We start from the raw sequence: 25268 nt of genomic DNA, 5'->3' as shown, positions 1-25268 counted from the left end.
CTATTTGGTCTAATGAAAATTATCCGCTAGGGTCCCCATGAATATTTATTTCGAGGGGAGCCTTTCATGGCAAATTCATTTCCAACACTTAACGTATTTAAGGCATCTTTAGCTGCACCTTTATCCTCGCCGTTCTCACTTATTAAATCGGTACTTATACTTGCAATCGCAATTGCGATACCCGTTTTTTATGGTGTTTCTAAAGGCATCACACCTGAAATTTTGCAAGCGATGGCCGACCCGACGAATAATCAGGAAATTGTCCAGCAATATGCGGCTTATGTAGGGCTAGCCTATATCTTAGGGCTGGTGTTGGTTGGGCCTGTTCTCGCTTATCTTTTTAACTTTTGGGTCAGGTTTGGGGCCTACGGTGCAGACAGGGCAGGCTACGAAAGTGTGGGTGCCATGATTTCTGCAACGCTTGTTAATATGTTGAAATTTATCTTCATCATATTATTGCTCGGCATTGCAGTTATTGTTGCATTGTTTGTCATGAATTTAAGTGGACTTGCTCCAAGTTTCGATGAATTGGCTCAAATAGCTGCTACAAACGATATTGCAGCCCAAACAAGGGCAACACTTCTAACAAGCGTAGTTTACCTGATTATTATATGTATTATTTACTCGCTTTTCTCAGCAAACCTTACTCAGACCGCGCTAAAATCGGATAAGGAAGGAATGGAACATCCACATACAATAGATTTTGCAATTGTTTTGTTCCTTTTGTACGCAGTGGTTCTTATCCCTTCCACCATTGCTGGTCTATTGGGAAGTTTTTGGGGTAGCGCAATTATTAACTATGTAATGAGTGTTTATATTGGTTTCAGTGTCGCAGTCGCCCATGGAATTCGTTATCGGATCTGTGTTCCTGAGGAAGAGGAAATTTTTGAGTAGTTTTGATTGCTTGCATAGGCAATAAATAGCGTTCAAAGGCCGGATTGTTTGTCCGGCCTTTTGCATTTCTGAAGGTTTAAGTAAAGCCCTTTCGGGCTCTTGAAATCTGATGGTAACCGTATATATCAGATACTGATTTTATGGATTTTCCTTGACGCCTTCAGCATTGTTCGCAATAAGCGCGTCTTTGAAAAATAACCAAGCTGGATTTTGGTATGAAACTTGACGGCGCACTAAGGCAATTTATGTATGGAAAACTCCACCGTGTAACGGTTACGGGGGCGGAGCTCCATTATGTTGGGTCTATTACGGTTGATCCTGCATTGTTACGTGCGTCTGGTATTCTACCGCATACGCTTGTCGATGTTGTGAACATTACAAACGGTGAACGTATTCAGACTTATGTTATTGAAGGCACTGAAAATAGCGGTGTTATTTGCCTCAATGGTGCGGCCGCTCATCAGTTTACCAAGGGCGATCTCGCAATCATTATGGGCTACGAAAGCGTTCCTGCGTATGATTTGCCGGGCCGTGTTTCACGAGCGGTTCATGTGAATACCAAAAATCAGATCGTCAGTATAGACGAACATATCACACCGTCACTCACGGAACTCGGCAGGCCCGAAGCTAACCGTGAAGGTGAAAAATACGAAACTGTCGACGCTTAAGATGAAAGCTATCGTCTAGTCTAGTCTCTAAGTTCGATCCAGGCGGGCGTGTGATCGCTTGGTTTTTCCTTGCCTCTTGGCACGCGGTCAATGCCGCTGTCTTTCAGACGGTCCGCTGCTTGCGCTGACAGAAGAAGATGGTCAATTCGGATGCCATTGTCTTTTTGCCATGCCCCGCGCTGGAAATCCCAATAACTATACATAGGGCCAACAGGGTTTATTTGCCTAATAGCATCCAGGTACCCGAGATTAATCAAAGACCTTAAGCGAGCGCGGCTTTCCGGCTGGGTTAGGGCATCCTCTGTCCATGCTGCGGGGTTATAACAATCCTCATCATGGGGGATTACATTATAATCACCAGCGAGGACAACGGGTTGCTCGGTCTCTAAAAGGCGCTTTGCATGGCTGATAAGGCGATCCATCCATTCAAGCTTATAATCGAACTTTGGCCCCGGGCGCGGGTTGCCGTTCGGAAGATAAATTGACGCGATCCGAACTCCCTTTATTGTTGCCTCTATATACCGGGCTTGCTCGTCGTCTAGGAAGGGTTCGCCGTTATGGCCCGGGAGCCCACGAAGAGTGTTTTCAATGGGGTGTTTTGAAATAAAGGCGACACCGTTAAAGGATTTTTGACCGTGTGTTTCAACGTGCCAGCCTTTTTCTTCGATTTCGAGCCGTGGGAAATTTTCATCAATACTTTTGATTTCTTGCAGGCAAGCGACATCGGGTGAAAATTCATCCAGCCATTCCAAAAGCCTTGGCAACCTTGCCTTGATGCCATTGATATTGAAGGTTGCTATTTTCATTGAAGAGACTCTTTAGCTTACTGTTTATATGGCGAATGAAGACCCGCAGCCACAGGATGAGCTTGCGTTTGGGTTAACCACTTGAAACGAAGCGCCGACCAAATCCTCAACAAAATCAACTTCTGAGCCGAACAAATAAAGCAGCGAGGTATTGTCAACCAGCATCGTCACACCGTCACGTTCAACGACAATGTCATCATTTTTCTGCTCTTCATCGAATTCAAAGCCGTATTGAAAGCCACTGCAGCCTCCACCAGATACGCTGAGGCGTAATTTAAGATTGTCATTGCCCTGTTGTTCGATAAGGGCGGCAACACGCTCGGCAGCTTTGGCGCTTAGGGAAACCGGGGAAGCTTGTTCAGACATGATATCACTCTCCATTTCAGACTGATTATATCGTATCAATGGCCAGAATGGTCAAGGGTATTTACGTTTATTTGAATTTAAATGGTATCGATCTTACGAATTCAGGAATGCCCTAGATCATCGAGGTTTTATTCGCCGGGGTGTAGAGCGGATGGGTCATATTATCTAAACGTTTGATATCATTAGACTCGCTGAAATCAAATGCGAGAATAAACATATCAAAGGTGTCGTTATCCTCTGATGCGGAAAACGGTAGGGATAGCGCTGTAAAGTTGAATGTAGATAAGCGCTGATCAAAATCGTGCGTCATCCGATAGAAGCTTGGCTTTGTTGTTGTTGCAACATCCTCAAGCATTTTTTTCAAAATATCACTGAGGTACGGGTTTTGCGTTGCAAGCAAATGATTGTTGCTGTTGGCAATCCCCAGAACTTCCATAACCGCGGTTCCCATAAGCCGTGTCTGATGCTTTTCAAGGCTTTCGCCAAGGGCAATAATAGCAAATTGAGGCAGGAAGTTTGAAAATAATTGCGGTCTGAAATTCCGCTTAAGCGGGAATTTGCGCCCGTCTGAAATATCAAGCCAATGATGGAGTGCCCGTGACTGGAATGGGGCACAAAATGCTGAGCTCTGAAGCTCGTGTATGTCAATGATTTCAAACATATAGAAATGTATAGTTAATTTTTCTGCCACATACAAATCATAAATTAATCTTTTGTTAATATGTGTGGCAAAATTTTGATTTTCAGGAATTTACACGATCGCCGCCTATGTAAATTTAAATATCTTCGACAAACTATTGCCCTTCCATCCTTCAATAGATATTGTGCGCTATTCGTTATTCATGAAAGATTTTTCAGGTTGGGTTTCGGTTTTCTTTCAGACTTTTGTCAGAGTCGAAATCGAAGCATCGAACTGGCATTATAGTTGGGAGAAAGTAATGGTTGAAACGGGCATGTCATATGAGGACACATTGGCACCGTATGCTTGTAAACCATCAGAAACTCGGGGGCGGATCGTTCCAGAACCAGAGGGCGTGGGGCGCAGTTGTTATCAACGTGACCGTGACCGGGTTATCCATTCTTCCAGTTTCAGGCGATTGAAACACAAAACACAGGTTTTCGTGTATCATGAAGGTGATCATTATCGTACACGCCTCACGCATTCGCTTGAGGTTGCTCAAATTGCCCGTTCAATTTGCCGGTCCATGCATCTGAATGAAGATTTGGGTGAGGCGCTTGCGCTTGCGCACGATCTTGGTCATCCTCCTTTCGGTCATGCGGGTGAGGAAATCCTCAATGAATGTATGGAAGAATATGAAGGTTTTGATCATAATGCGCAGGCTATTCGCTTACTCACCAGGGCCGAGCATCGCTATGCAGCTTTTCAAGGGTTGAACCTGACATGGGAAACGCTTGAAGGTCTTGCAAAGCACAATGGGCCGCTTGTGAAAGAGAAGATTGATCATAAAAACCCACCAGCAGAGCTTCCGTTTGGGCTGCGTGATTATTTGCCGGATAACGACCTGGAACTTCATACGTTTGCAAGTGCAGAAGCGCAGGTCGCTGCTATCGCGGATGATATTGCTTACTCAAGCCACGACCTTGATGATGGTTTACGCGCCAATATTTTCACACTCGATGAGCTTAAAACAATTCCAGTTGTTGCCAAGCTGATCGATGAAGTGAAATGGACATATCCGGATGCACCGCTTGACGTTACAATTCATGAGCTTGTGCGCCGTATGATCAACCGGATGGTTGGTGATCTTATGGTTGAAAGTAACCGCCGGATTGAGGAATTGAACCCTCAAAGCCCTGACGATATCAGACAAGCCGCGCAGCCTGTAATTTCCTTCGGTAAGGATATGCATGATGCTGTGATTGCGCTGAAGTCTTTCCTGTTCCAGAAAATGTACAGGCATTATCTTGTTAATAGAATGGCCAGTAAGGCAAAAAGAGTGGTCAAAGACCTATTTGACCTATATATCTCCGAGCCAGAATGTTTGCCCACTGAATGGAGCGCAAAAGCAGGCGAGGCGAATTCGCCTGAAACTGCAAGGGTTGTTGCCGATTTTATCGCCGGAATGACTGACAGATTTGCCTTCAGGGAACACGGAAAATTATTTGATCTATCAAGGGTATCCCTATGAATGTTTTCACCCACTTTCGTGGTGTCATTGATGAATTGTTGAATGAGCTGTCTGCGTGCGGTGATTTGCCTGCTGATCTGGACTTGAAAAATATATCAGTTGAGCCACCTCGCGATGCAAGCCACGGCGACATTGCAACCAATGCAGCGCTTGTTCTCTCGAAACAGGCTAAGCGTAAACCGCGCGATATTGCTGATTTGTTGAAGCCGCGTTTGGAAACGGTTGAGAGTATCGAAACGGTTGAGATTGCAGGGCCTGGGTTTATCAATATGCGTCTGGCGCCTGGTTTTTGGCAGCAGCAGGTGCAAACTATCCTCGCTGAGGGAACAGGGTTTGGTAACTCATCGGTTGGCGATAATACGCCAGTGAATGTTGAATATGTCTCCGCTAACCCAACAGGTCCGATGCATGTTGGTCATGTTCGCGGTGCAGTGTTCGGCGATGCGCTTGCTAATTTGCTGGAAAAAGCCGGGTTTGATGTCACAAAGGAATATGTGATTAATGACGCTGGTAGTCAGATTGATGTGCTCGCTAAATCAGCATATCTAAGATACCGCGAAGCATTTGGTGAGGATATCGGCGACATTCCTGAAGGCCTCTATCCTGGTGATTATCTAGTGCCTGTCGGTGAGATGCTTAAGGAAAAATACGGCGATAAATTCCTAAACGCAAATGAAAGTGAGTGGATACAGGCTATTCGCCTTGATGCGACGGACGCTATGATGGACCTTATCCGTGATGATCTTGGCGCCCTCGGTGTTAAGCATGACGTTTTCTTCTCAGAACGTACGCTTCATGAGAGCGGCCGTATTGATGATGTTGTTGAAACCCTTCGTGCAAAAGGTCACATCTACGAGGGCGTTTTAGAGCCTCCAAAGGGTAAGCTACCTGATGATTGGGAAGAACGGGAACAAACACTTTTCCGGGCAACCGACTTTGGTGACGATGTTGACCGAGCGCTAAAGAAATCAAATGGTGATTACACCTATTTTGGGGCGGATATTGCATACCATTATGATAAATATCAGCGCGGCTTTAAAAACATGATCAATGTCTGGGGCGCTGATCATGGGGGATACGTTAAACGTATGCAAGCTGCGGTTAAAGGCTTGGCAGAAGACGGTGAATTGGACGTGAAGCTTTGTCAGCTTGTGCGTCTTTTCCGTGATGGTGAACCCGTAAAAATGTCAAAGCGCGCAGGAACGTTTATCACACTTCGGGAGGTTGTTGACGAGGTTGGCCGCGATGTAACACGTTTCATTATGCTGACACGCAAAAACGATGCACCGCTTGATTTTGATTTCTCCAAAGTGATGGAGCAGTCAAAGGATAACCCTGTATTTTATGTTCAGTATGCGCATGCCCGGGTCTGTTCTGTCCTTAACCGCGCGAAAGACGCTTTCCCTGATATGGATACAAGTGATAGTGCGTTAGAGAGTGCGGACGTTTCGCGCCTTGTAAGCGAGGGTGAAATGATGATGATCAAGCAGTGCTGTGCTTGGCCGCGGATGGTTGAAGCGGCGGCAGAAGCCCATGAGCCGCACCGGATCGCATTCTTTCTTTATGATTTGGCGTCCGAATTCCATGCCTTCTGGAATAAAGGGAATGATGACCCGTCTTTACGCTTTATCATCGAGAATGACCCAGAGGTAACTAGGGCACGCTTGGCGCTTATTCGTTCCGTAGCGCTTGTTATTGCGAGCGGACTTGCTATTCTGGGTGTAGAGCCCATGAAGGAAATGCGGTAAAGTCAGTAAAAGCGCAAAGTGACTAAGCTTTTGCAATGATGCGATAGGGGAATTGGAAATATGTCTGATCGGGAAACACCTCCATGGTTACAGCCCGTACCTGAAGAAGAGGGCAGTGATGGTCTCTTTGGCGGGAAACTGGTTTTTGTGTTTGCTGGTGTTGCTGCCATCTTGGTTGTGGTGTTTATCGCTGCCATCTATGTTTTCGGGACATCGGATCAGGCGCAAAATGGACCGCGAATAATCACAGCCTCTGGTGATCCGATCAAGGAACGCCCAAGCGACCAAGGGGGAATGAATATCCCGCATCAGGACAAACAGGTTTTTGAACAGGGCGCAGGTAACCCGAATACATCTGCCGCTCAGTTGGGCGAACAGCCCGAACAACCAGTTGAAGAACTTCCAAAACTCGCAACCAATATTGACGAGGGTGAAGTTGATCAGGTCACAACAGACGCACAGAAAGCGTTGAATGATGTTTTGGCGGATGTGGAAGATGGTAATGACCAAGCTTCTTCTGAACCTGTTGCTACTCAATCAGCGCCTGAGAAAGTTGAGACCGCTAAGGTTGAAGTGCCAAAAATTACCTTGCCGAAAACAGTTACCGAAAAAGCGAAGGTAGAAGCGCAAAAAGGCGAGTTTGTTATTCAGCTTGGCGCATATGGCACTCGGGCAAGGGCGGAGCGGGCGTGGCCGGGATTGCGTCAGAAATATCGCCCTCAGCTCGGTGATCTATCACCGATTTATGAACCTGTTCAATCAGGAGGAAGGACGCTTTACCGCCTTCGTGCAGGTTGGCTTGCGACGCGTGCGGATAGTGACAAACTATGTTTGGCGTTGAAGGCCAAAGGGCAGGCTTGTATCGTGGTGAAACCATAACATGACAAAAAGACAGCCCGTAATTTTTGGCTGTGCAGGGTTAATCCTGACTGATGAGGAAATATCCTTCTTTAAGTCGGTTTTACCCGTTGGTTATATCCTTTTTGCACGTAATATTGATACGCCCGACCAGGTTAAGTTGCTGACAGATCAATTCCGGGAAATCTCTGGCGACAATACATTGGTTCTGATTGATCAGGAAGGCGGGCGCGTGCAGCGTATGAAGCCTCCGCATTGGTCGAACTATCCGACAGCACAGTTTTTTGGCCATATTTATCATGAAGACAAAGATCTGGCATGGGAAGCAGTTGCGCTCAATAGTCAGTTGATAGCACATGATTTGCTCAGTGTCGGGATTAATGTTGATTGTCTGCCTGTGCTCGATATTCCTGTTGAAGGTTCTGACCCGATCATCGGTGATCGTGCCTATGGATTGACGCCTGAGATTGTTGCTGATTTGGGTAGTGTTGCTGCAAACGCCTTGATGAATTCAGGTGTGCTTCCCGTTATCAAGCATATTCCGGGGCATGGCCGCGCGGATGTGGATAGCCATTTATCGCTTCCGACGGTCAATGTATCGCATTCAGACTTGTCCAATTTTGATTTCCAGCCATTTAAAAAAATGGCCCATATGCCGCTTGCAATGACCGCACATATCGTTTTCAGCGATATTGATGACACCGCGCCGGCAACACAGTCAAAGCGAATGATTGAAGATATCATCCGTGGAGAAATTGGCTTTAAAGGTGTGTTGATGTCTGATGATCTGTCGATGCAGGCCCTGAAAGGTAGTCTGGGCGAAAGAACAAGACGGACCTTTGCAGCAGGATGTGATTTAGCGCTTCATTGCAATGGCGATATGAGTGAAATGCAGGATGTTGCAAGCAATTTAAGTTCTGCAAGCGCAAATTTGGAAACCCGTTTAGGGGAAATGCTTTCGTCCTTGAATAGGGACGAAGGTCAAAATATAGATGAAATTAAAAATAAGTATAATCAAATAGTTAGTGGTTATAAATAAACGATAGCATGAAAGAAAAATAAGTGGGCGGATTTATTCAGGAAAAACTATTCCAACTCAGCATTATGGCACTTCCGTTTTTGCTTGCGGTCACAATGCGCGAAGCGGCTAAGGCCTATGTCGCACATTGGCTTGGCGACACGAGCCAGCGGGCCTCGGGGCGCCTGTCGCTTAACCCTCTCTCTCATGTGGATCCCGCCGGTACCATTGTAATTCCATTGATCATTTTTTTCCTCGGTGTTCCATTTTTAATTGGTCACGGCAAGCTTGTTCATATTCAAACCCATGGTTTTAAGAACATGAAACGGGATAATATACTGGCTGCACTGGCTGGTGTTTTTGGCAACCTCGTTATGGCGATATTCTGCGCCTATGTTTTTAGAATAGCTGTTTATTTTGGTGCGACTGGGCAGGATTGGATCCTTAACGCCATGTATTTTGGTGTTTTGTTGAATTGCGTATTCATTATTTTTTCTTTGCTTCCGATACCACCTACAGACGGATCAAAGGTAGTTGAACAATTTTTGCCATATGACATGTTGCAAAGTTACAGGTCTATTGCACCCTTTGGTTTTTTTATTATCATCGGGATTATTATGTTCGCGAGAGAAATTATTACCGTGCCTTCTGAATTCTTATCAAATTTGATTTTAGTTCTGGCAAACGTACCGATATAAGATTGATAAATGGAATTTGAAGAAGATATCGACCCGGTTCGCCCTGAGGGTGTTACATCTGATCCTGATCAGCTTGTGTTGCATATCGAGGGCTTTGAAGGGCCACTAGATGTATTGCTGACGCTTGCGCGCGCGCAGAAGGTTGATATTACGCAAATTTCCATCCTTGAACTGGTTGAACAATATCTTGAGTTTGTTGCAGCCGCGAAAAAGTTACGTCTTGAACTTGCGGCTGATTATCTGGTTATGGCGGCCTGGCTTGCCTACCTGAAATCCCGTCTTCTTCTGCCGAAAGAGGAAGAAGGGGATGAACCAAGTGCAGAAGAACTAGCCTTCAAACTGCAATTGCGCCTTCAGCGCCTGGAAGCGATGCGCGATGCTGGTGCCAGCCTTATGGGGCGGGACCGAATGGGCCGCGATGTGTTCGCGCGCGGTATGCCCGAGGGGCTTAAGGTTCTGAAGCATGCACAGTATGATACAACACTTTATGAACTCTTGCGGGCCTACGCAGATAATCGACAAAAGCATTCAATAACCGAAATTAAAATTGAGCGGCGCCCCGTGTATGCGCTTGAAGACGCATTAGAGCGGCTTTCGGGCTTAATAGGGGATCAGTTTACATGGGGGCAGTTATCGAATTTCCTGCCTGATGGGCTGAAAGATAAGGGCTTGCGGAAATCAGCGCTTGCAAGCATGTTTGCAGCCAGCCTTGAACTAGCGCGTCAAGGACAGGCAGAATTAAGACAAATGGAGACGTTTGGACCTATTTATCTTCGTGGTAAATCTGGTTCAGATCGGACGGACTAACGAATAAAACTAAAATAATAATAGAATAATGCATAACAATAATACGATTGACCAAATGGACGGGATCAAGGGTGTGGAAAACGAAAACGCACAATTTGATGAAACTACTGACAAGGCTGATGTTGCGAAACAAGTTGGGGACGACGAAGTTACTGATCTAGAGGGCGGTGAGCCTTCAAACATGATTGAACCGCGTGATCTTGAACATGAACGTATGATTGAAGCCATTTTGTTTGCGAGCGATACGCCTTTGTCTATCGCAGAGGTCGCAGAGCGTGTTCCTGATGGTATTGAAATCGACAAACATATCTTGGCACTGACGGAACGCTATAAAACCCGTGGGTTCCGGCTTGTGAAGGTTGCAGGTAAATATATGTTCCGAACTGCCGATGATTTGGCTTTTCTGCTTCGCAAGGATGTGGATGAAACCCGAAAATTATCAAAGGCGGGGACTGAAACCCTTGCGATTATTGCCTATCATCAGCCCGTTACCCGCACAGAAATCGAAGAAATCCGCGGTGTGACCATATCCAAAGGTACGCTCGATGTGTTGATGGAAGTTGGCTGGATTAAGGTTAAAGGTAGGCGGCAAACGCCCGGTCGGCCTGTTACCTATGGGACAACTGATGAATTTCTGATCCATTTCGGAATTGAAAGCACAAAAGACCTTCCTGGTGTTAAAGAACTGAAGGCATCTGGTCTGTTGGACAGTGTTGATGTTGCGCTTGATAAAATGGAAATGACATTTAAATCTGATACAGACGAAAATAGTGATCAGATTGACCTTGAGGAAGCAATCGCGCTTTCGGAACGAGAAGCAATCGACGCCGAAAAAGCAGCAGATGATTTTGGGGAAACTGATACTATAGGTGGCCAGCAGGAATTGTTGCTTGGCGGCGAATAAATCACATATTTGTCAATTTATAACGCTGTAATATTGATAGATTAGAGAACATCTATATATAGAGACACATATTTGGTCGATTGATGCCTCCCTGATGTGGGGAGCAGAATGTCCGAATTGAAGGAGTTGAAGACATGGGCGGTATTGGACCTTGGCAAATTATTATTGTTGCTGTTTTGGTAATCCTGTTGTTTGGACGCGGTAAAATTTCCCACCTTATGGGGGATGTTGCAAAGGGAATTACAAGCTTCAGAAAAGGTATGAAGGAAGGCGCGGAAGAGCTTTCTGACGAACCGAAGAACCTCAGCAACAATTCTACAATTGACGGCGAAGTTGTGAAATCAGAAGAAAAGTCTTCTGAAAAATCTGACGCATAATCGTTTATTCTCAGAAATAGGAAGCCGGTTTCATGTTTGATATCGGGGCTATGGAGCTTTTCATCATTGCGATTGTGGCCCTTATTGTTGTCGGGCCAAAAGATTTGCCGCGTTTGCTGAAAACTGTTGGTGGGTTTGTACGCAAGGCACGCGATATGGCTGCTGAGTTTCGCGCAGGTGTCGAAACACTTGCTGACGAGGTTGAGCGCGAAGTCGATCCGTTTCATGACTTGAAGAAACAAGAAGGCATAACGCCTGAAATGACAGCAGAAGATATTACCAACCACATCATGGGTAATCGTGCGTCAGAAATGGCAGAGCAGCAGAAATCAGACACAGCTAAGCCGGACGCGGTGCCCCCAAAAGAATCAGACAAGACTTCGAGTAATGGAGGCAATGATGCTTCCAACTGATCAAGAGGATACGATTAAGGCCCCTGATATTATCGATGATGATGAAGACCTTGATGAAGTAGAGGCAAGCCGTGCGCCGCTTTTGGAGCATTTGACCGAACTTAGATCAAGACTGATCAAAGTTATGCTTGGTATGCTGGTTACTTTCGGTATCGCACTTTATTTCTCTGACATTATTTTTAATGTTCTTGCAGCCCCCTATATGAATGCGCAGGAAGGTAACGAGCAAGCGCGGATGATCTTTACGGGCCTGATGGAACCCTTTGTCGTTCGTATCAAGGTTTCGCTTTATGCAGCGTTTATCGTAACTTTCCCGCTATTGGCGGTGCAGATATGGAAATTTGTTGCGCCCGGGCTTTATAAGAACGAGCAACGGGCCTTTCTGCCATTTTTAATCGCAACGCCGATGTTGTTCACTACGGGGGCCTGCCTCGCGTATTTTCTCGTCATTCCGTGGGCTTGGGAATTTTTGCTAAGTTTCGAACAAGTGGGACAGGCAGGCGCGATTGATATTGTCGCAGAAGCAAAGATCAATGAATATCTGTCGCTCATCATGCAGATGATTTTTGGTTTTGGTTTGGCATTTCTCTTGCCTGTTGCGCTTACATTGCTTGGCCGCGCAGGAATATTAACGGCAAATGGCCTGCGCGATAAACGTAGGTATGCGATTGTTCTGACGTTTGCTGCTGCCGCATTTTTAACTCCGCCAGACCCGGTTAGTCAGATCGCACTTGGCATTCCCATCCTCCTGTTATATGAGGTGTCCATTCTTCTTATTCAAACATTTGAAAAGAAACGACAGGAAGAGCTTGAAGCTGAATAAGCCGATATTTAATCGGCGTGTGCTTAGAATTAATTTATCAGGATCAGATTATGTTTGACCTTAAGTTTATCCGTGAAAATCCGGATGTTTTCGATATGGCGCTTAAGCGCCGCGGCGCTGATGCAATGGCGCAGGAAATTTTGGCTTTGGACCGTGAACATCGTTCTAAATCAACTGAGGCGCAAGAAGCTCAGGCACGCCGGAATGAAGCATCCAAGCTTATCGGAAAAGCGAAATCACAGGGTAACGAGGAAGAAGCCCAAGCCTTGATGGCGGAAGTTGCTGACCTGAAGGATAAACTTGCTGATTTTGCGGAACAAGAGCGTGAACTCGGTGAGAAATTGACAAACATTCTCATGAGCTTGCCTAATATGGTTTATGATGATGTTCCTGACGGTGCTGACGAAGACGATAATATCGAAGTCAGAACATGGGGCGCACCGAAAGCCTTCGATTTTGACGCCAAGGAGCATTTTGAACTTGGTGAAGCGTTGGGGCAGATGGATTTTGAGCGTGGTGCTAAACTTGCGGGATCCCGTTTTGTTGTCTTAAGCGGTGGTATCGCACGGCTTGAGCGAGCGCTGGGTCAATTTATGCTTGATCTTCATACCCGCGAGCATGGATACACAGAGGTTCTAACGCCAGCACTTGTGCGTGATGAAGCCATGTATGGCACAGGGCAATTACCAAAGTTTGCGGAAGATTCTTTCAAAACGACTGGTGAACATTGGCTGATCCCGACGGCCGAGGTAACGCTGACGAACCTGCACAGTGGTGAAATTCTGGATGAGGCCGATTTGCCAATTCGCTATGCCGCGCATTCTCAGTGTTTCCGCTCTGAAGCTGGCTCTGCTGGCCGTGACACACGCGGAATGATCCGTCAGCATCAGTTTGAAAAGGTTGAGATGGTCTCTATTACGACGCCAGAACAATCTGAGGAAGAATTGGAGCGGATGACTGGCTGCGCAGAGGAAATCCTGAAACGCCTTGGCATTGCCTTTAGAACAGTCAAGCTTTGTACTGGCGATATTGGCTTTGGTGCACGCCGTACCTATGACATTGAGGTATGGCTGCCGGGGCAGGGACGTTTCCGTGAAATTTCAAGCTGTAGTGTTTGCGGTGATTTTCAGGCGCGCCGGATGAAAACCCGTTGCCGCCCGAAAGGGGAAAAGCAGACAAGATTTGTGCATACCCTTAATGGGTCTGGCCTGGCGGTTGGTCGCACGTTGATCGCTGTTATGGAAAATTATCAGCAAGCTGACGGTTCGATCCGTGTTCCTGATGCCTTACAGCCATATATGGGCGGTATTGAAGTAATTAGTGAGTAAATAATAATGGCGATTTCGACAGCGCGAATTTTGATTTCCAACGATGACGGCATCCATGCACCCGGTATTCAGGTGCTTGAACGTATTGCCCGTGAACTCAGTGACGATGTTTGGGTGATTGCACCAGAAGAAGAGCAATCTGGTGCAGGCCATTCGCTTACGCTTACGAAGCCACTTCGTGTCCGTGAGGTTGGTGAAAAACGCTGGGCAGTTTCGGGCACTCCGACCGATTGTGTTATGATGGCCGTTAATCATATTATGAAGGATAATCTGCCAACGTTGATCCTGTCCGGTATTAACCGCGGAGGAAATCTGGCGGAAGATATTACATATTCAGGGACAGTATCGGTTGCGATGGAGGGAACGCTTGCAGGTATTCCATCAATCGCACTCAGCTTGTGTATTCGCCCTGAACAGCGCACCAAATGGGAAACAGCAGAGAAGTTTGCCCCAATTGTTCTTGAAAAGCTAATTCAGGAAGGTTGGGACAAGGATGTGCTGGTTAATGTAAACTTTCCGGCTTTTGTCCCCGATGAAATCAAAGGTATCAAGGTTACCGAACAAGGCCGCCGTGAGATGGTTGGAAACAATATTGAAGAACGCGTTGACCCGCGGGGCTTCAAATATTTCTGGTTTGGTCTTGGCCGTGAGGTTGGATTACCCGGCCATGAAACGGACATCAAAACAGTTCGTGAAAAATGGATTTCGGTTACGCCGCTTCATCTCGATCTGACGCATCATCAGACGCGCGAAAAGCTTGTTGATAAAATTGATATGTCTTTCGATTAGAATAGTGGCCAATTTAATTCACTATCTTGCTGACAGTTAAATTGTTGGTTATCTTCTATTTTATGAAGAAAGCTGAAAGCGTCAGAAACCGGAAAAGCTTATATTTTACCGCAGTTATAGGATTGCTGGCCCTAAGTGCTTGTGGGGGGAGCGGATATGTAGCGCCTGCGGATATCAAACCCGTATATGATATCCGAAATGCGCCGGTTCCGGTTCCATATCCTAATCGTAAGCCTGCGCGGTCCCGCGCCGCTGATCAGGCAAAGGCTTTAAATTCTGCTGGCGGAAGCGCGGTCGTGGAACGCGGTGATACGCTTTATGCTCTTTCACGCCGTTATGGTGTCCCTGTTCGCGACATCATACAAGCGAATGGCATTCGCCCACCGTATGCCCTTCAGGTTGGACAAGTGCTGGCTCTGCCATCCCTTACCCGTCATATCGTTCAGCGCGGTGAAACCGGCTATAGTATTTCAAGAAAATATAATGTCCGTGTTGATCGGCTGATGGCATTGAATAATATTCGGGCTCCTTTCACCCTTGCGGTTGGGCAAAGCTTGCGGCTGCCGGGACAGATTGAAACTGCGGCAAGACAAACCGTAAAGGTTGCGCAAAATAGTTCGAGGCAAGTTGTGAGGTCAGCAGTTCCATCAAGAACGCCTTCACCAAGGCCAAGCGTTCAACCCAATAGCCAACCACCAAAGGAACGGGTAACACGCGTTGCCCAACCCCCAAGAAAAACAATTAACCGTTTTACCTGGCCTGTAGAGGGTCAATTGGCTTCTCGTTTTGGCCCGAAGCAAGGGGGGTTACATAATGATGGGATCAATATTTTAGCCCGTCAGGGAACACCTGTTCGTGCAGCGGAAGACGGCGTTGTTGCCTATGCATCTAACGCGCTTGAAGGGTACGGGAACCTGCTTTTGATAAAGCATAGTGGCGGGTGGGTAACGGCGTATGCACACAATGAACGATTGTTGGTACGTGCGGGCGACAAAATCAAAGAAGGGCAGGTTATCGCCCGCGTTGGTGCGACAGGCGGCGTGAAACGTCCACAACTTCATTTTGAAATCAGAAAGGGTAGAAGGGCGCTTGACCCCCTTCAGTATTTATCGCGCCGTAGTGCAAATGTGATGCATCAGGAAAATCAGTTTAAAAGCTGATTTTTAAGGATTTTTTCCCTGCATAATCATTGAAAAACTGCCATGCGGTTCGACCAGACCTTGATCCCCTAGTCTTTGACCATTCCAGGGCCTCTGCTTCCCATTCGCTCTGATCTGCTTGGATATTGAAAGCGCCGAAATAGCCATCGATCATGCTCAGATATTCGGCTTGGTCACATGGGTGAAAGCCTAACCACAAACCAAATCGGTCAGAAAGCGCGATGACTTCGTCCATTGCCTCATTGGGGTTGATGCCTGTTGCGCTTTCCTGATCCATCATTGCACGCGGTAATAAGTGCCTTCGGTTTGATGTTGCGTAAAAAATAACGTTTTCTGGGCGGCCTTCTAATCCTCCCTCCAAGACAGATTTCAGGGCTTTAAAGTCACGGTCAGGCCGATTGAAAGAAAGATCATCGCAGAAAACGATATAATAACCCTCCGCAGACTTGATCATATTGAGCAAACTTGGAAGGCGGATAATATCTTCGCGGTGAATTTCAACAAGCTTAAGGTCAGAGTTTCCTGAATTCACAAGGTCTTTGAAGATGGATTTGACAAGGGTACTTTTCCCCATACCGCGTGCGCCCCATAAAAGGGCATTATTGGCGTTAAAGCCTTCTGCGAATCGTTTTGTATTCGCGAATAATGTTTCCCGCGCGCGGTCAATTCCCTTCAATAGCGATAGATCAGGGCATGCCAGCCGCTCTATTGGTAAAAGGCTGTTTTCTGTAGCATCAAAAACAAAGCAATTTGATGAACTTTGAGGCATAGGAGCGGGCGTGGTAAGAGAGCGTTGAGCTTGGTTTTCTGCAACTTTTTCAAGGCTTGCGGCAATACGTTCAAGGGTTTTGACTAAATTTTCATCCATATCGTTCACTTGTAAGCTCTTCATATGTTTCCTATTTAGGTTTCTAGCATGGATGTTTGTTCAATGCCTGAAAAATCTAAGCCGCGGCTTTTAAGTGCTGTTGCATCAGAATTTCACTATGCTTTGTTGCATTTGGAAGCAATAGAGCTATAGTCCCGGCAATGAATTTATATGCGCAAAGGTTTTACATTTTGCGCCACTAAGAATGATAAGGATTTGACGATTATGTTTTCTTCACCAGTTTATGCACAAGCAGCAGGCGCAGCACCAGCAGGTGGCGGACTTATTGATTTCTTGCCGATCGTTTTGATCGTTGTTGTTTTCTGGTTTTTGATCATTCGCCCGCAATCAAAGAAAATGAAAGAACACCGCGAAATGGTAAACAATGTTCGCCGCGGTGATACGGTTGTTACAAACGGTGGCCTTGTTGGTAAAGTTGCCAAGGTAAAAGAAGACAGTAATGAGCTTGAGATTGATATTGCTGAAGGCGTACGCGTGAAAGTGATTAAAAGTATGCTTTCTGATGTTCGTGTCAAAGGCGAACCAGTGAAAGCTGACGATAGCAAGTAATCTCAAATGTATCCTGTGCCGCGTTTCGTTAGTGCGGCATTTGTGTTTCAGTATTTTAGTCCGCAGGGACCTTATGTAAGGGGAATGGCATGTTAAACTTCCCAACATGGAAAAAATTGATGGTCGCGTTCGTATGCCTGATGGGCATATTAACTGCGATGCCAAACTTTTTAAGCGAAGAACAGCGCAATAATTTACCGGGTTTCCTGCCGAGCCAGTCCTTAAGTCTTGGGCTTGACCTTAGGGGTGGCCTTCACATGTTAATCGAAGCCGAAACCTCAGAGGTTATTGAAGCACGGTTAAATAATTTGGTCGACCAAATAAATGGTATCCGCCGTGAGGTCCGTGGCCTAAACTTTAGAAATATCAGAAATGATGGCAATTCAGTTGTTTTTGAAGTGACCAGTCCTGATATGATCGAACTGGCTCAGACCGAGCTTAAAGCCATCACGGAGCCAAGCGGCGTAAACCCGCTTGCGGCGGGAAATATTCAGGAATTTACCCTAGAGCGCGATGAAACGCAGTTCCGCCTAACACTGACAGAGCAGGGAATTCGCAAGCAGCAGCAGGAAGCGATCGCACGCTCAATGGAAGTGATAAGAAAGCGCGTGGACCCGGACGGGGTAAAAGAAATTACACTTCAGGCTGAGGGCGCTGACAGGTTCATTCTTCAGATACCGGGAGCTAATGATCCGGAGAAATATCTTCCTATAATTAATAAAACGGCAAAGCTTGGGTTTCATGAGGTTGATTTGAATGTCTCACCTGAAGATGTTGCCAAAGGCCGGGTTCGATCACGACAAGCGATTTATCCTTTGAAGGAAGGCGGACAAATGGTGGTTAACAAACGACCACTGATTTCTGGTGAAGATTTACTCGATGCCAAGCCTGCATTTGATGAAAGAGGACAGCCTTCGGTGTCCTTTACCTTTAATACGCGTGCGTCTAAAGCCTTTGGTGATTTTACCCGTGATAACGTTGGTCGCCCATTTGCGATTGTACTTGATGAAATCATTATCAGCGCACCGCGAATTATTAGTCCAATTCTTGGTGGTTCCGGTCAAATAACCAATATGGGAACTACTGCTGATGCAACAGAATTGGCAACACTCCTGAAATCTGGCGCTTTGCCTGTAAAGTTGACGGTCGCTTCATATGGAGCAGTAAGCGCTGATTTAGGTGCTGATTCTGTCGCCGCTGGAGAGTTGGCCGCAGCTATCGGTTTTGTTGCGGTAATCATTTATATGATCCTGAGTTACGGTAAGTTTGGTCTTGCTGCCAATGTGGCGCTGATAACAAATCTAGTTTTAATTACAGGCGCACTGAGCTTGTTTCAGGCAACGCTCACCCTTCCGGGTATCGCCGGGATTGTTCTGACGATTGGTATGGCGGTTGACGCGAACGTTTTGATCTTTGAACGTATAAGGGAAGAACAGCGTGCTGGTCGAAACCCATTCCGCGCGATGGAAGAGGGTTATGGACAGGCATTTTCTACCATTATGGACGCTAATATTACGACCTTTATTGCGGCGGCAATTCTTTACCTTTTGGGCTCTGGCCCCGTTCAGGGCTTCGCGGTAACGCTCGCGATCGGGATTTTGACCTCAATGTTCACGGCTGTTGTTTTAACGCGCCTAATTCTTTCAAGCTGGTTACGTCGGGCAAAGCCTGACGTGTTACCAATATAAGGAGGGATGGCTCATGTTGTTACGCCTCGTCCCACAAAAAACTGAAATTAACTTTCTTGGATTTCGTAAAATTGCGATTGCCCTATCTGCTTTGTTGATTGTTGCCAGTATGGCGCTCTTTGCCATCAATAGCCTTAATTATGGCATTGATTTCAAAGGCGGTATTAAGCTTGAGATTGGAACGCAGGGTGAACCTGTTGATTTCGATACTGTTAGAAGCTCTTTGAATGGACTTAACCTCGGTGAGATAGCAGTCCAAGGCTATGGTGGCCCTGATAAAGCGCTAATCCGTGTTGAGCGTCAACCGGGCGGCAATGAAGAACAAAATGCCGCTATGGAGCAGGTACGTCAAAAACTTAGTGAGATCATTGAAGGTGTTGAGTTTCGTGATCAGGCGGTTATTGGCCCCAAAGTTTCAGGTGAGTTAAAACAGGACGGTACCATTGCGGTTAGCGTTGCTGTTCTGTTGGTTCTTGTCTACATCTGGTTCCGGTTTGAATGGCAATTTGGTCTGGGTGCGGTGATTGCGCTTGTTCATGATGTTCTTTTAACAATCGGGTTTTTCGCAATTACACGGCTTGAGTTTAACCTCTCTATTATTGCGGCCCTGTTGACGATTGTAGGATACTCACTCAATGATACCGTTGTGGTATATGACCGTGTGCGTGAAAATATTCGCAAATATCGCAAGAAACCGATGGAAGAGGTTTTAAACTTCTCGCTTAACCAAACGCTCAGCCGGACGGTGATGACATCGGTGACGACCTTGCTTGCCCTTGTTGCACTCTATGTATTCGGCGGGCCTGTAATACAAGGCTTTACTGCGGCTATGATCTGGGGCGTTGTTATCGGTACCTACAGTTCGATCTTTATCGCGTCCCCTGTGCTGTTGATTTTTAAACTAAGGCCAGAGGCATTGCTACGTGATGAAAGCGATGACAACGACCCAACGGTTGATAAATCACGCCCGACACCGTTTGATCAGATGTAATCAGGAAAACCGAGCATACTATGGGTGAGAAAATCCAATCAGGCGGTATTACGATTGAACAACAATCCAGTGAAGAACTTTTGCTGGTGGATGGTTATGGGGGCGGTGGCTTTCGCCTGATGGGAAGACGGTTTGAAGGTGGCATTATTCTGCTGCCTTCAGGGGTATATCCGATTAATGCCACATCTCTGGATCTGCTTGAAGAGGCCGATTTTGAACGTGCCTTTCATGCGGATGAAAAACCGGAATTGATTTTGATCGGAACCGGATCTTCGATGCAATTGTTACCCAAAAAAATCAAAGACCATTTGTCTGAAAACAGTTTGGGCTTTGATATCATGGACACAGGTGCTGCGGCGCGAACATATAATGTGTTGATGATGGAAAACCGCAGGGTTGCCGCACTTCTGTTGCCTGTCGAATAAATCAGGCCGCAGATTGCGATAAGCTGAAAAATCAACAAGTTACCTATAATGCGGCGAACCGTTCGTCGCATTTTTTTGTCATTTCATCCCTCAGAAAAGCAATTTGCCGCATCCATTTCTCTAATGGTCGAAGAATGGTTTTAAAATCTTATTTTTGGTCCAATATGTATTTCAGCCGGACAGAAATTTTGAGTAGCCATACAGTTATTTGAATGTTCCTGAGCCCGAGCCGACAGTGAGTGAATAAATATATAAGCCCCGCATATTTGTATGCATGTGTTTGCAAAAGAAGATATAAAATAATAGTCTCAACGGACCATAAGGGGCAGGAGAAAGAGCATGACAAAAACCGATACGATCCTGAATAAAGACCTGAAACAAGAATTGAAGAAGGCCATGTTAACCGCAAGTGTTTCCATGTTTGCCTTCACAAGTGCCGCATGTGCCAATTCATCATATGCTTCCCCTTATAACGGTTTTCAGGATGCTGACGCAGCTCCAGCAGTTGAGGAAAAAGAGAAATCGAAAGAGAAACGCCGGATTAAAGTTATCAGCAATGGAAAGAAAGTAATCACATCCAACGATGATAATGTGCTGATCGTAGACGATGGAAATGGTGGCAAAACAGAGATTATCCTCGACGGTAAAGCGGTCAATGTTGGTAATGGATTTGCCTATGAAATCAAAGACGGCAAGAAAATTATCTTCAAAGGGAAAGACGGCGAAGATAGTGCTCGTTTTTATGTAAACGTTGCGCGTGCAAATGAAGAAGCGCTCAAGGAAGTAACACGTGAACTTGAGCGTGTTGAGCAAGAAATGGCCAGTGCGGACACTGAACTCGAACGAGAAGCGTTAGAAAGCGCGCGTGGTAGCCTCAAGGAAGCGATTGAGGATATGAAAGAGCGTCGCCATGATATTGTTGAATTTCGCGCCAATGTGTTCGAATGGGAACAGGACAGAAAAGAAGCCATCAAAGACGCCTTGAAGCAATTAAAGGAAAATGAAAAAGAGCTTGGGCACGCACGGATAATAATGCTGGAAGAACTTGCGGATGCAAGAGTTGATATCGAAGAAGCCTTTGAAGATATGGACTTTGAATTTGACTTCGATTTCGACTTTGATGAGTTGGATATTGAAGTTATTGACGAAAGCGATTTGAAAGATATTGAGAAAATTCGAATCCGGGCGATCACAAAAGCCCGAGATAATCTCGATAACCTTGAAAAACGGCACCTGAAAAAGTTGAAACGATCTGAGGAGCGTCTTAAGCGTCAGCAAGACCGTTTAGCCCGTGAACTAGAGCGCAGTAAAGAGCGCGAAGAAGCGCTTCGCAAAGAGCGTGAGGCATTAGAGAAGAAAATCAAAGAGCAACAAGAAGCCGAAGAAGAAAACGACGATAATCAAAAATAAGCTTTGGTTTATTTTGCATGATACTGAGGGGTGGAAGAGGCCATCCCTTAGTGTGTTTGGATGATCTAGGGTAAAACAATAACAAAAGTTTACTTGCGAAATATGTAATTATGTAGCATTATGCACCATAGAAAACGCATCCCGAGCACTTAAGCGAGGATTTTGGGGCGAGTAATGAAAAACTCAATTCGACATACAATGATGATTACTGCGGCTGTTTCTGCCGCGTCGATCGTTTATGCCGATGATGATGTCGCTCCCTTGGATGGGATTTCTTCGATCGTTCTTGAGATAGGACGAAGCGCATCAAACACGAGCGATGTGACAGATATCAGCACAACTGACCATGATACAGATGGTTCCTGTAGCCTTGTATCACCTAAAGCTTTAGAAGCCCGTGTGGCAGGTGTTGGTATGTTCCTTGATAGCGTCCAAAACCGTGTCCCGGCGATGGATGGTTCTCAGGTTGTTGAGGAATTTGTTACGCGCGATCAGAATATGTCCGAGCAGATTTCTGATATTGAATATAAGTTTGCTGCTCAACTTCAGCAGCAAATAGCTATTCTTGATGCCGAGAACGCTGAATTAAAAGCGCGTTTGAATGAATTACAGTCCGCTAACGCTAATAGGCCTGCCGATACTGCTGGTGACGCTGAGGCGATGCAGGCGATCAAAAATGCTGAGCAGGCACTGGCTGCAGCGCGTGCCGCAATTGGCGGCAAATAACTTCTCCTACAATTGAATTTTTATTTGGCTAAGCAAATTTGTGCGGCCTGTTTACTCGTATTTTTGCTATTTTATTCGTTTCGATAAATAAAATTTCAAAAAATACTCTTTTATTGTAATTCTATTAAGTGTAATGCATTCAAAACTACACTTTTATCACTCAAGGTTTTTAGCAATGTCCCAGAATGACACCCGTAATGAGTTTTATCGTATCCGACGCCTTCCGCCTTATTTGTTTGCAGAAGTTAATCAGATCAAGGCAGCAGCTAGAGCCCGCGGCGAAGATATTATTGACCTTGGGATGGGAAACCCCGATCTGCCAACGCCGCAGCATATCATCGATAAGCTAAAGGAAACGGTTGATGATAAACGGGCACATCGATATTCGATGTCCAAGGGAATACCGGGACTGAGGAAAGCTCTGGCGTCATATTATGACCGTCGGTTTAATGTGACCATAGACCCAGATACTGAGGCCGTTGTGACCTTGGGATCAAAAGAGGGCCTTGCAAACCTTGCGCAAGCTATAACAGCGCCGGGTGATGTGATTTTGTCTCCAAACCCAAGTTACCCGATCCATCCGTACGGATTTATGATCGCAGGCGCATCCGTGCGCCACATGCCGATGGGGCCGGGGGCTGACTTTATGAAAGAGCTTGCGCACGCAGTGCAGCATAGCGTTCCGACGCCAAGTGCTGTAATTCTGAATTACCCGTCGAACCCAACAGCGGAAGTTGTTGACCTCGACTTTTACCGAGAAGTTGTGGACTTTTGCAGAAAACGCGGTATCTGGATTTTGTCTGATCTTGCGTACGCAGAGATTTATTTTGATGGCAATCCACCACCGTCAATTCTGGAGATACCAGAGGCGCGTGAAATCGCGGTCGAGTTTACTTCCATGTCTAAAACATATTCCATGGCCGGTTGGCGTGTTGGTTTTGCTGTAGGCAATAAAACGCTGATTGAGGCTTTGACACGCGTGAAAAGTTATCTGGATTACGGCGCGTTTACCCCCATTCAGGTTGCTGCCGCTGCGGCCCTGAATGGCCCTCAGGACTGTGTAGAGGAACACCGTCAAATCTATCAGAAGCGCCGCGATATTTTGATCGAAGGGCTTGCGGCTGCCGGGTGGCAGGTGCCAAGCCCGAAGGCAACCATGTTTGCATGGGCGCCAATTCCTGAGGAATTTAGGGAAATGGGGTCGATGGAATTTTCTAAGCTGCTTCTGGAAAACGCAGAGGTTGCGGTTTCACCCGGAGTAGGCTTCGGTGAGTACGGTGAAGGTTTTGTTCGGATTGCCCTTGTGGAAAACGAACAACGTATCCGACAAGCCGTTCGGAACATTAAAAAGTTTATGGCAAATAAGGATCAGCATATTGCGGCGTGGCGCAATAAGCAGGACTGAAACCACAAAACGAAACTTCAAAATTTTATAAATAAGGTTGAAACAGATGATGAAAGCTTCATCTTCTCCATTAAGAACTGGCCCGTTAAGAATTGGTATTGCAGGCCTTGGAACCGTCGGTGTGGGCGTGATCAAAATCCTTGAAGAGCGCAAGGATATACTATCAGCGCATACCGGGCAGGCGCTCGAAATCACAACTGTTTCCGCTCGCGATCGCCGCAGAGATCGCGGCGTTGACCTAAGCGGCTATGATTGGTGCGATAATACTGTCGAGCTTGCTGAGCGCGATAATGTTGACATGGTAATCGAACTTATCGGCGGTAGCGATGGCCCTGCTTATGCGCTTGCGAAGGAAACGCTCAAGCGCGGTAAAGCATTTATCACTGCGAATAAAGCGCTTGTTGCGGTTCATGGGCGGGAGCTTGCTGAACTTGCGGAAGCGAATAATGCTTATCTTCGCTTTGAGGCGGCTGTTGCTGGCGGTATTCCAATCATTAAAGCCTTGCGTGAAGGTCTGATCGGAAATGAAATTTCGAGCATTCAGGGCATTTTAAACGGTACCTGTAACTATATCCTGACCCGCATGGAAAACGAAGGGTTGGATTTTGACGTTATCCTGGAAGAAGCTCAAAAAATAGGATATGCGGAAGCCGACCCTACGTTTGACATCGAAGGCATCGATACCGCGCATAAAACAGCGATATTAGCTGCCCTGGCATATGGGTACGCCCCAGATATCACGAACCTACCCACCGAGGGGATAACGAAAATCGGTACAGTCGATATCGATTATGCTCGTCAGCTTGGCTACAGGATCAAGTTGTTAGGGATCGCACGGAAATCCGAAAAGGGTATTGAAACAAGGGTGTATCCCGCAATGGTTCCGCTGGATAGTGCAATTGCAAAGGTGGCAGGCGCAACAAATGCAGTTGTTGTTGAGGGTTCATATGTCGGGCAAACAGTTTATGAGGGCGCAGGCGCTGGCGAAGGTCCCACAGCATCAGCAGTGGTTGCTGATATTATGGATGTGGTCCGGGGTAACGCAGGCCCTGTGTTTGGACTGCCATCCCATACGCTTGCGCAATCGGATTCGGTTTCAGAAAATGACTATAGCGGTACTTTTTATGTTCGCTTGCGGGTTGATGATGAACCTGGGGTAATGGCCCACATCACAGCAGTATTAGCTGAAGAAAAAGTCTCGATCGGTAGCCTTCTTCAGCTTGGCAGCGCTGTCAGTGGAGGGGTCTATATTGTTATGACGACCCACGTAACTTCAGAAGATTCTATTCTTGCTGCACTCAAGCATTTCACTGAGCTGGAATGTGTGCTAGAGACCCCAACAATGCTTAGAATTGAAGCTTGTTGACAAGGAGCAAAC

Annotated in this window: 27 protein-coding genes; 23 read left to right on the top strand and 4 right to left on the bottom strand. The window is 46.3% G+C overall.

The features are described from left to right. Positions 1-66: 66 nt before the first annotated feature. Complete coding sequence (locus tag KFF44_RS10500; protein ID WP_255934049.1) at positions 67-894, top strand: hypothetical protein; 828 nt, start codon at positions 67-69, stop codon at positions 892-894. A 215-nt stretch (positions 895-1109) separates the two neighbouring features. Next, complete coding sequence (gene panD / locus KFF44_RS10495; RefSeq protein WP_255934046.1) at positions 1110-1562, top strand: aspartate 1-decarboxylase; 453 nt, start codon at positions 1110-1112, stop codon at positions 1560-1562. A 20-nt stretch (positions 1563-1582) separates the two neighbouring features. On the opposite strand, the gene xth is transcribed toward panD, so the two are convergent. The 3 genes from xth to KFF44_RS10480 form a co-directional block, all read right to left on the bottom strand. After that, positions 1583-2368: an exodeoxyribonuclease III gene (gene xth / locus KFF44_RS10490; protein ID WP_255934044.1), complete on the bottom strand. Its 786-nt coding sequence runs from the start codon at positions 2366-2368 to the stop codon at positions 1583-1585. Between the two features lie 24 nt (positions 2369-2392). Further along, positions 2393-2734: an iron-sulfur cluster insertion protein ErpA gene (gene erpA, locus KFF44_RS10485; RefSeq protein WP_255934042.1), complete on the bottom strand. Its 342-nt coding sequence runs from the start codon at positions 2732-2734 to the stop codon at positions 2393-2395. A 112-nt stretch (positions 2735-2846) separates the two neighbouring features. Beyond that, entirely contained in the window at positions 2847-3425 is a 579-nt protein-coding gene (locus KFF44_RS10480; RefSeq protein WP_255934039.1) for a PAS domain-containing protein, read from the bottom strand. A gap of 247 nt (positions 3426-3672) precedes the next feature. On the opposite strand from KFF44_RS10480, the gene KFF44_RS10475 reads away from it, so the two are divergent. The 13 genes from KFF44_RS10475 to KFF44_RS10415 all read left to right on the top strand — a co-directional run bounded on the left by KFF44_RS10475 (position 3673) and on the right by KFF44_RS10415 (position 15807). Then, entirely contained in the window at positions 3673-4884 is a 1212-nt protein-coding gene (locus KFF44_RS10475) for a deoxyguanosinetriphosphate triphosphohydrolase (RefSeq protein WP_255934038.1), read from the top strand. After that, on the top strand, positions 4881-6632 hold the full coding sequence (gene argS, locus KFF44_RS10470) for an arginine--tRNA ligase (RefSeq protein WP_255934036.1): 1752 nt from the start codon (positions 4881-4883) through the stop codon (positions 6630-6632). Before KFF44_RS10475 ends, argS begins: the two co-directional genes overlap by 4 nt. Before the next feature lie 60 nt (positions 6633-6692). Beyond that, positions 6693-7511 carry an SPOR domain-containing protein gene (locus KFF44_RS10465; RefSeq protein WP_255934033.1) on the top strand — a complete coding sequence of 273 codons (819 nt, stop codon included), beginning with the start codon at positions 6693-6695 and terminating at the stop codon, positions 7509-7511. 1 nt (position 7512) lies between these two features. After that, positions 7513-8529 (top strand): beta-N-acetylhexosaminidase, encoded by a 1017-nt coding sequence (gene nagZ, locus KFF44_RS10460; protein WP_255934031.1) that lies wholly within the window; start codon positions 7513-7515, stop codon positions 8527-8529. 23 nt (positions 8530-8552) lie between these two features. Next, positions 8553-9206 (top strand): site-2 protease family protein, encoded by a 654-nt coding sequence (locus KFF44_RS10455; RefSeq protein WP_255934030.1) that lies wholly within the window; start codon positions 8553-8555, stop codon positions 9204-9206. A 9-nt stretch (positions 9207-9215) separates the two neighbouring features. After that, positions 9216-10013 (top strand): ScpA family protein, encoded by a 798-nt coding sequence (locus KFF44_RS10450; protein ID WP_255934028.1) that lies wholly within the window; start codon positions 9216-9218, stop codon positions 10011-10013. 28 nt (positions 10014-10041) lie between these two features. Further along, positions 10042-10917 (top strand): SMC-Scp complex subunit ScpB, encoded by an 876-nt coding sequence (gene scpB / locus KFF44_RS10445; RefSeq protein ID WP_255934026.1) that lies wholly within the window; start codon positions 10042-10044, stop codon positions 10915-10917. Positions 10918-11051: 134 nt separating this feature from the next. After that, positions 11052-11294 carry a twin-arginine translocase TatA/TatE family subunit gene (gene tatA / locus KFF44_RS10440; RefSeq protein WP_255934025.1) on the top strand — a complete coding sequence of 81 codons (243 nt, stop codon included), beginning with the start codon at positions 11052-11054 and terminating at the stop codon, positions 11292-11294. Positions 11295-11326: 32 nt separating this feature from the next. After that, positions 11327-11707 carry a Sec-independent protein translocase protein TatB gene (gene tatB, locus KFF44_RS10435; protein WP_255934024.1) on the top strand — a complete coding sequence of 127 codons (381 nt, stop codon included), beginning with the start codon at positions 11327-11329 and terminating at the stop codon, positions 11705-11707. Continuing rightward, entirely contained in the window at positions 11691-12530 is an 840-nt protein-coding gene (tatC, locus tag KFF44_RS10430) for a twin-arginine translocase subunit TatC (RefSeq protein ID WP_255934023.1), read from the top strand. Before tatB ends, tatC begins: the two co-directional genes overlap by 17 nt. 50 nt (positions 12531-12580) lie before the next feature. Continuing rightward, positions 12581-13858, top strand: coding sequence for a serine--tRNA ligase (gene serS, locus KFF44_RS10425; protein ID WP_255934022.1), 1278 nt, complete (start codon positions 12581-12583; stop codon positions 13856-13858). A gap of 6 nt (positions 13859-13864) precedes the next feature. Continuing rightward, positions 13865-14647, top strand: a complete 783-nt coding sequence (gene surE, locus KFF44_RS10420; protein WP_255934021.1) for a 5'/3'-nucleotidase SurE — start codon at positions 13865-13867, stop codon at positions 14645-14647. Positions 14648-14709: 62 nt separating this feature from the next. Then, positions 14710-15807 carry a M23 family metallopeptidase gene (locus tag KFF44_RS10415; RefSeq protein WP_255934020.1) on the top strand — a complete coding sequence of 366 codons (1098 nt, stop codon included), beginning with the start codon at positions 14710-14712 and terminating at the stop codon, positions 15805-15807. Here KFF44_RS10415 and KFF44_RS10410 read toward each other — a convergent pair. Continuing rightward, on the bottom strand, positions 15797-16699 hold the full coding sequence (locus KFF44_RS10410; RefSeq protein ID WP_255934019.1) for an ATP-binding protein: 903 nt from the start codon (positions 16697-16699) through the stop codon (positions 15797-15799). The genes KFF44_RS10415 and KFF44_RS10410 overlap by 11 nt on opposite strands. A gap of 201 nt (positions 16700-16900) precedes the next feature. Between KFF44_RS10410 and yajC the strand changes: the two genes are divergently transcribed. The 8 genes from yajC to KFF44_RS10370 all read left to right on the top strand — a co-directional run bounded on the left by yajC (position 16901) and on the right by KFF44_RS10370 (position 25256). Next, the gene (yajC, locus tag KFF44_RS10405) at positions 16901-17245 is read left to right on the top strand and encodes a preprotein translocase subunit YajC (protein WP_255934018.1); all 345 of its coding nucleotides are present in this window, start codon (positions 16901-16903) and stop codon (positions 17243-17245) included. Positions 17246-17334: 89 nt separating this feature from the next. Beyond that, the gene (secD, locus tag KFF44_RS10400; RefSeq protein WP_255934017.1) at positions 17335-18933 is read left to right on the top strand and encodes a protein translocase subunit SecD; all 1599 of its coding nucleotides are present in this window, start codon (positions 17335-17337) and stop codon (positions 18931-18933) included. Between the two features lie 13 nt (positions 18934-18946). Beyond that, complete coding sequence (secF, locus tag KFF44_RS10395) at positions 18947-19924, top strand: protein translocase subunit SecF (RefSeq protein WP_255934016.1); 978 nt, start codon at positions 18947-18949, stop codon at positions 19922-19924. Between the two features lie 20 nt (positions 19925-19944). Then, positions 19945-20349 (top strand): Mth938-like domain-containing protein, encoded by a 405-nt coding sequence (locus KFF44_RS10390; RefSeq protein WP_255934015.1) that lies wholly within the window; start codon positions 19945-19947, stop codon positions 20347-20349. Positions 20350-20688: 339 nt separating this feature from the next. Then, positions 20689-21759: a hypothetical protein gene (locus KFF44_RS10385; RefSeq protein WP_255934014.1), complete on the top strand. Its 1071-nt coding sequence runs from the start codon at positions 20689-20691 to the stop codon at positions 21757-21759. Positions 21760-21933: 174 nt separating this feature from the next. After that, the gene (locus KFF44_RS10380) at positions 21934-22485 is read left to right on the top strand and encodes a hypothetical protein (protein WP_255934013.1); all 552 of its coding nucleotides are present in this window, start codon (positions 21934-21936) and stop codon (positions 22483-22485) included. Positions 22486-22660: 175 nt separating this feature from the next. Then, positions 22661-23890 carry an LL-diaminopimelate aminotransferase gene (locus KFF44_RS10375; protein ID WP_255934011.1) on the top strand — a complete coding sequence of 410 codons (1230 nt, stop codon included), beginning with the start codon at positions 22661-22663 and terminating at the stop codon, positions 23888-23890. A 46-nt stretch (positions 23891-23936) separates the two neighbouring features. After that, positions 23937-25256 carry a homoserine dehydrogenase gene (locus tag KFF44_RS10370; protein WP_255934010.1) on the top strand — a complete coding sequence of 440 codons (1320 nt, stop codon included), beginning with the start codon at positions 23937-23939 and terminating at the stop codon, positions 25254-25256. Positions 25257-25268 lie beyond the last annotated feature (12 nt).

Origin of the sequence: Kordiimonas sp. SCSIO 12610 (assembly GCF_024398015.1) — a bacterium.
Lineage (GTDB): Bacteria > Pseudomonadota > Alphaproteobacteria > Sphingomonadales > Kordiimonadaceae > CANLMI01.
This window is presented reverse-complemented; position numbering and strand designations above follow the sequence as displayed.

Bases quoted from the DNA above. Each gene is read 5' to 3' on its own strand.
- erpA (WP_255934042.1), bottom strand. From the start codon at position 2,734: ATGTCTGAACAAGCTTCCCCGGTTTCCCTAAGCGCCAAAGCTGCCGAG.
- tatB (WP_255934024.1), top strand. From the start codon at position 11,327: ATGTTTGATATCGGGGCTATGGAGCTTTTCATCATTGCGATTGTGGCC.
- KFF44_RS10370 (WP_255934010.1), top strand. From the start codon at position 23,937: ATGATGAAAGCTTCATCTTCTCCATTAAGAACTGGCCCGTTAAGAATT.
- KFF44_RS10410 (WP_255934019.1), bottom strand. From the start codon at position 16,699: ATGAAGAGCTTACAAGTGAACGATATGGATGAAAATTTAGTCAAAACC.
- argS (WP_255934036.1), top strand. From the start codon at position 4,881: ATGAATGTTTTCACCCACTTTCGTGGTGTCATTGATGAATTGTTGAAT.
- scpB (WP_255934026.1), top strand. From the start codon at position 10,042: ATGCATAACAATAATACGATTGACCAAATGGACGGGATCAAGGGTGTG.
- secF (WP_255934016.1), top strand. From the start codon at position 18,947: ATGTTGTTACGCCTCGTCCCACAAAAAACTGAAATTAACTTTCTTGGA.
- KFF44_RS10465 (WP_255934033.1), top strand. From the start codon at position 6,693: ATGTCTGATCGGGAAACACCTCCATGGTTACAGCCCGTACCTGAAGAA.
- KFF44_RS10380 (WP_255934013.1), top strand. From the start codon at position 21,934: ATGAAAAACTCAATTCGACATACAATGATGATTACTGCGGCTGTTTCT.
- tatA (WP_255934025.1), top strand. From the start codon at position 11,052: ATGGGCGGTATTGGACCTTGGCAAATTATTATTGTTGCTGTTTTGGTA.
- serS (WP_255934022.1), top strand. From the start codon at position 12,581: ATGTTTGACCTTAAGTTTATCCGTGAAAATCCGGATGTTTTCGATATG.
- secD (WP_255934017.1), top strand. From the start codon at position 17,335: ATGTTAAACTTCCCAACATGGAAAAAATTGATGGTCGCGTTCGTATGC.
- KFF44_RS10390 (WP_255934015.1), top strand. From the start codon at position 19,945: ATGGGTGAGAAAATCCAATCAGGCGGTATTACGATTGAACAACAATCC.
- surE (WP_255934021.1), top strand. From the start codon at position 13,865: ATGGCGATTTCGACAGCGCGAATTTTGATTTCCAACGATGACGGCATC.
- yajC (WP_255934018.1), top strand. From the start codon at position 16,901: ATGTTTTCTTCACCAGTTTATGCACAAGCAGCAGGCGCAGCACCAGCA.
- nagZ (WP_255934031.1), top strand. From the start codon at position 7,513: ATGACAAAAAGACAGCCCGTAATTTTTGGCTGTGCAGGGTTAATCCTG.
- KFF44_RS10415 (WP_255934020.1), top strand. From the start codon at position 14,710: ATGAAGAAAGCTGAAAGCGTCAGAAACCGGAAAAGCTTATATTTTACC.
- KFF44_RS10475 (WP_255934038.1), top strand. From the start codon at position 3,673: ATGGTTGAAACGGGCATGTCATATGAGGACACATTGGCACCGTATGCT.
- tatC (WP_255934023.1), top strand. From the start codon at position 11,691: ATGATGCTTCCAACTGATCAAGAGGATACGATTAAGGCCCCTGATATT.
- KFF44_RS10375 (WP_255934011.1), top strand. From the start codon at position 22,661: ATGTCCCAGAATGACACCCGTAATGAGTTTTATCGTATCCGACGCCTT.
- xth (WP_255934044.1), bottom strand. From the start codon at position 2,368: ATGAAAATAGCAACCTTCAATATCAATGGCATCAAGGCAAGGTTGCCA.
- panD (WP_255934046.1), top strand. From the start codon at position 1,110: ATGAAACTTGACGGCGCACTAAGGCAATTTATGTATGGAAAACTCCAC.
- KFF44_RS10450 (WP_255934028.1), top strand. From the start codon at position 9,216: ATGGAATTTGAAGAAGATATCGACCCGGTTCGCCCTGAGGGTGTTACA.
- KFF44_RS10500 (WP_255934049.1), top strand. From the start codon at position 67: ATGGCAAATTCATTTCCAACACTTAACGTATTTAAGGCATCTTTAGCT.
- KFF44_RS10385 (WP_255934014.1), top strand. From the start codon at position 20,689: ATGACAAAAACCGATACGATCCTGAATAAAGACCTGAAACAAGAATTG.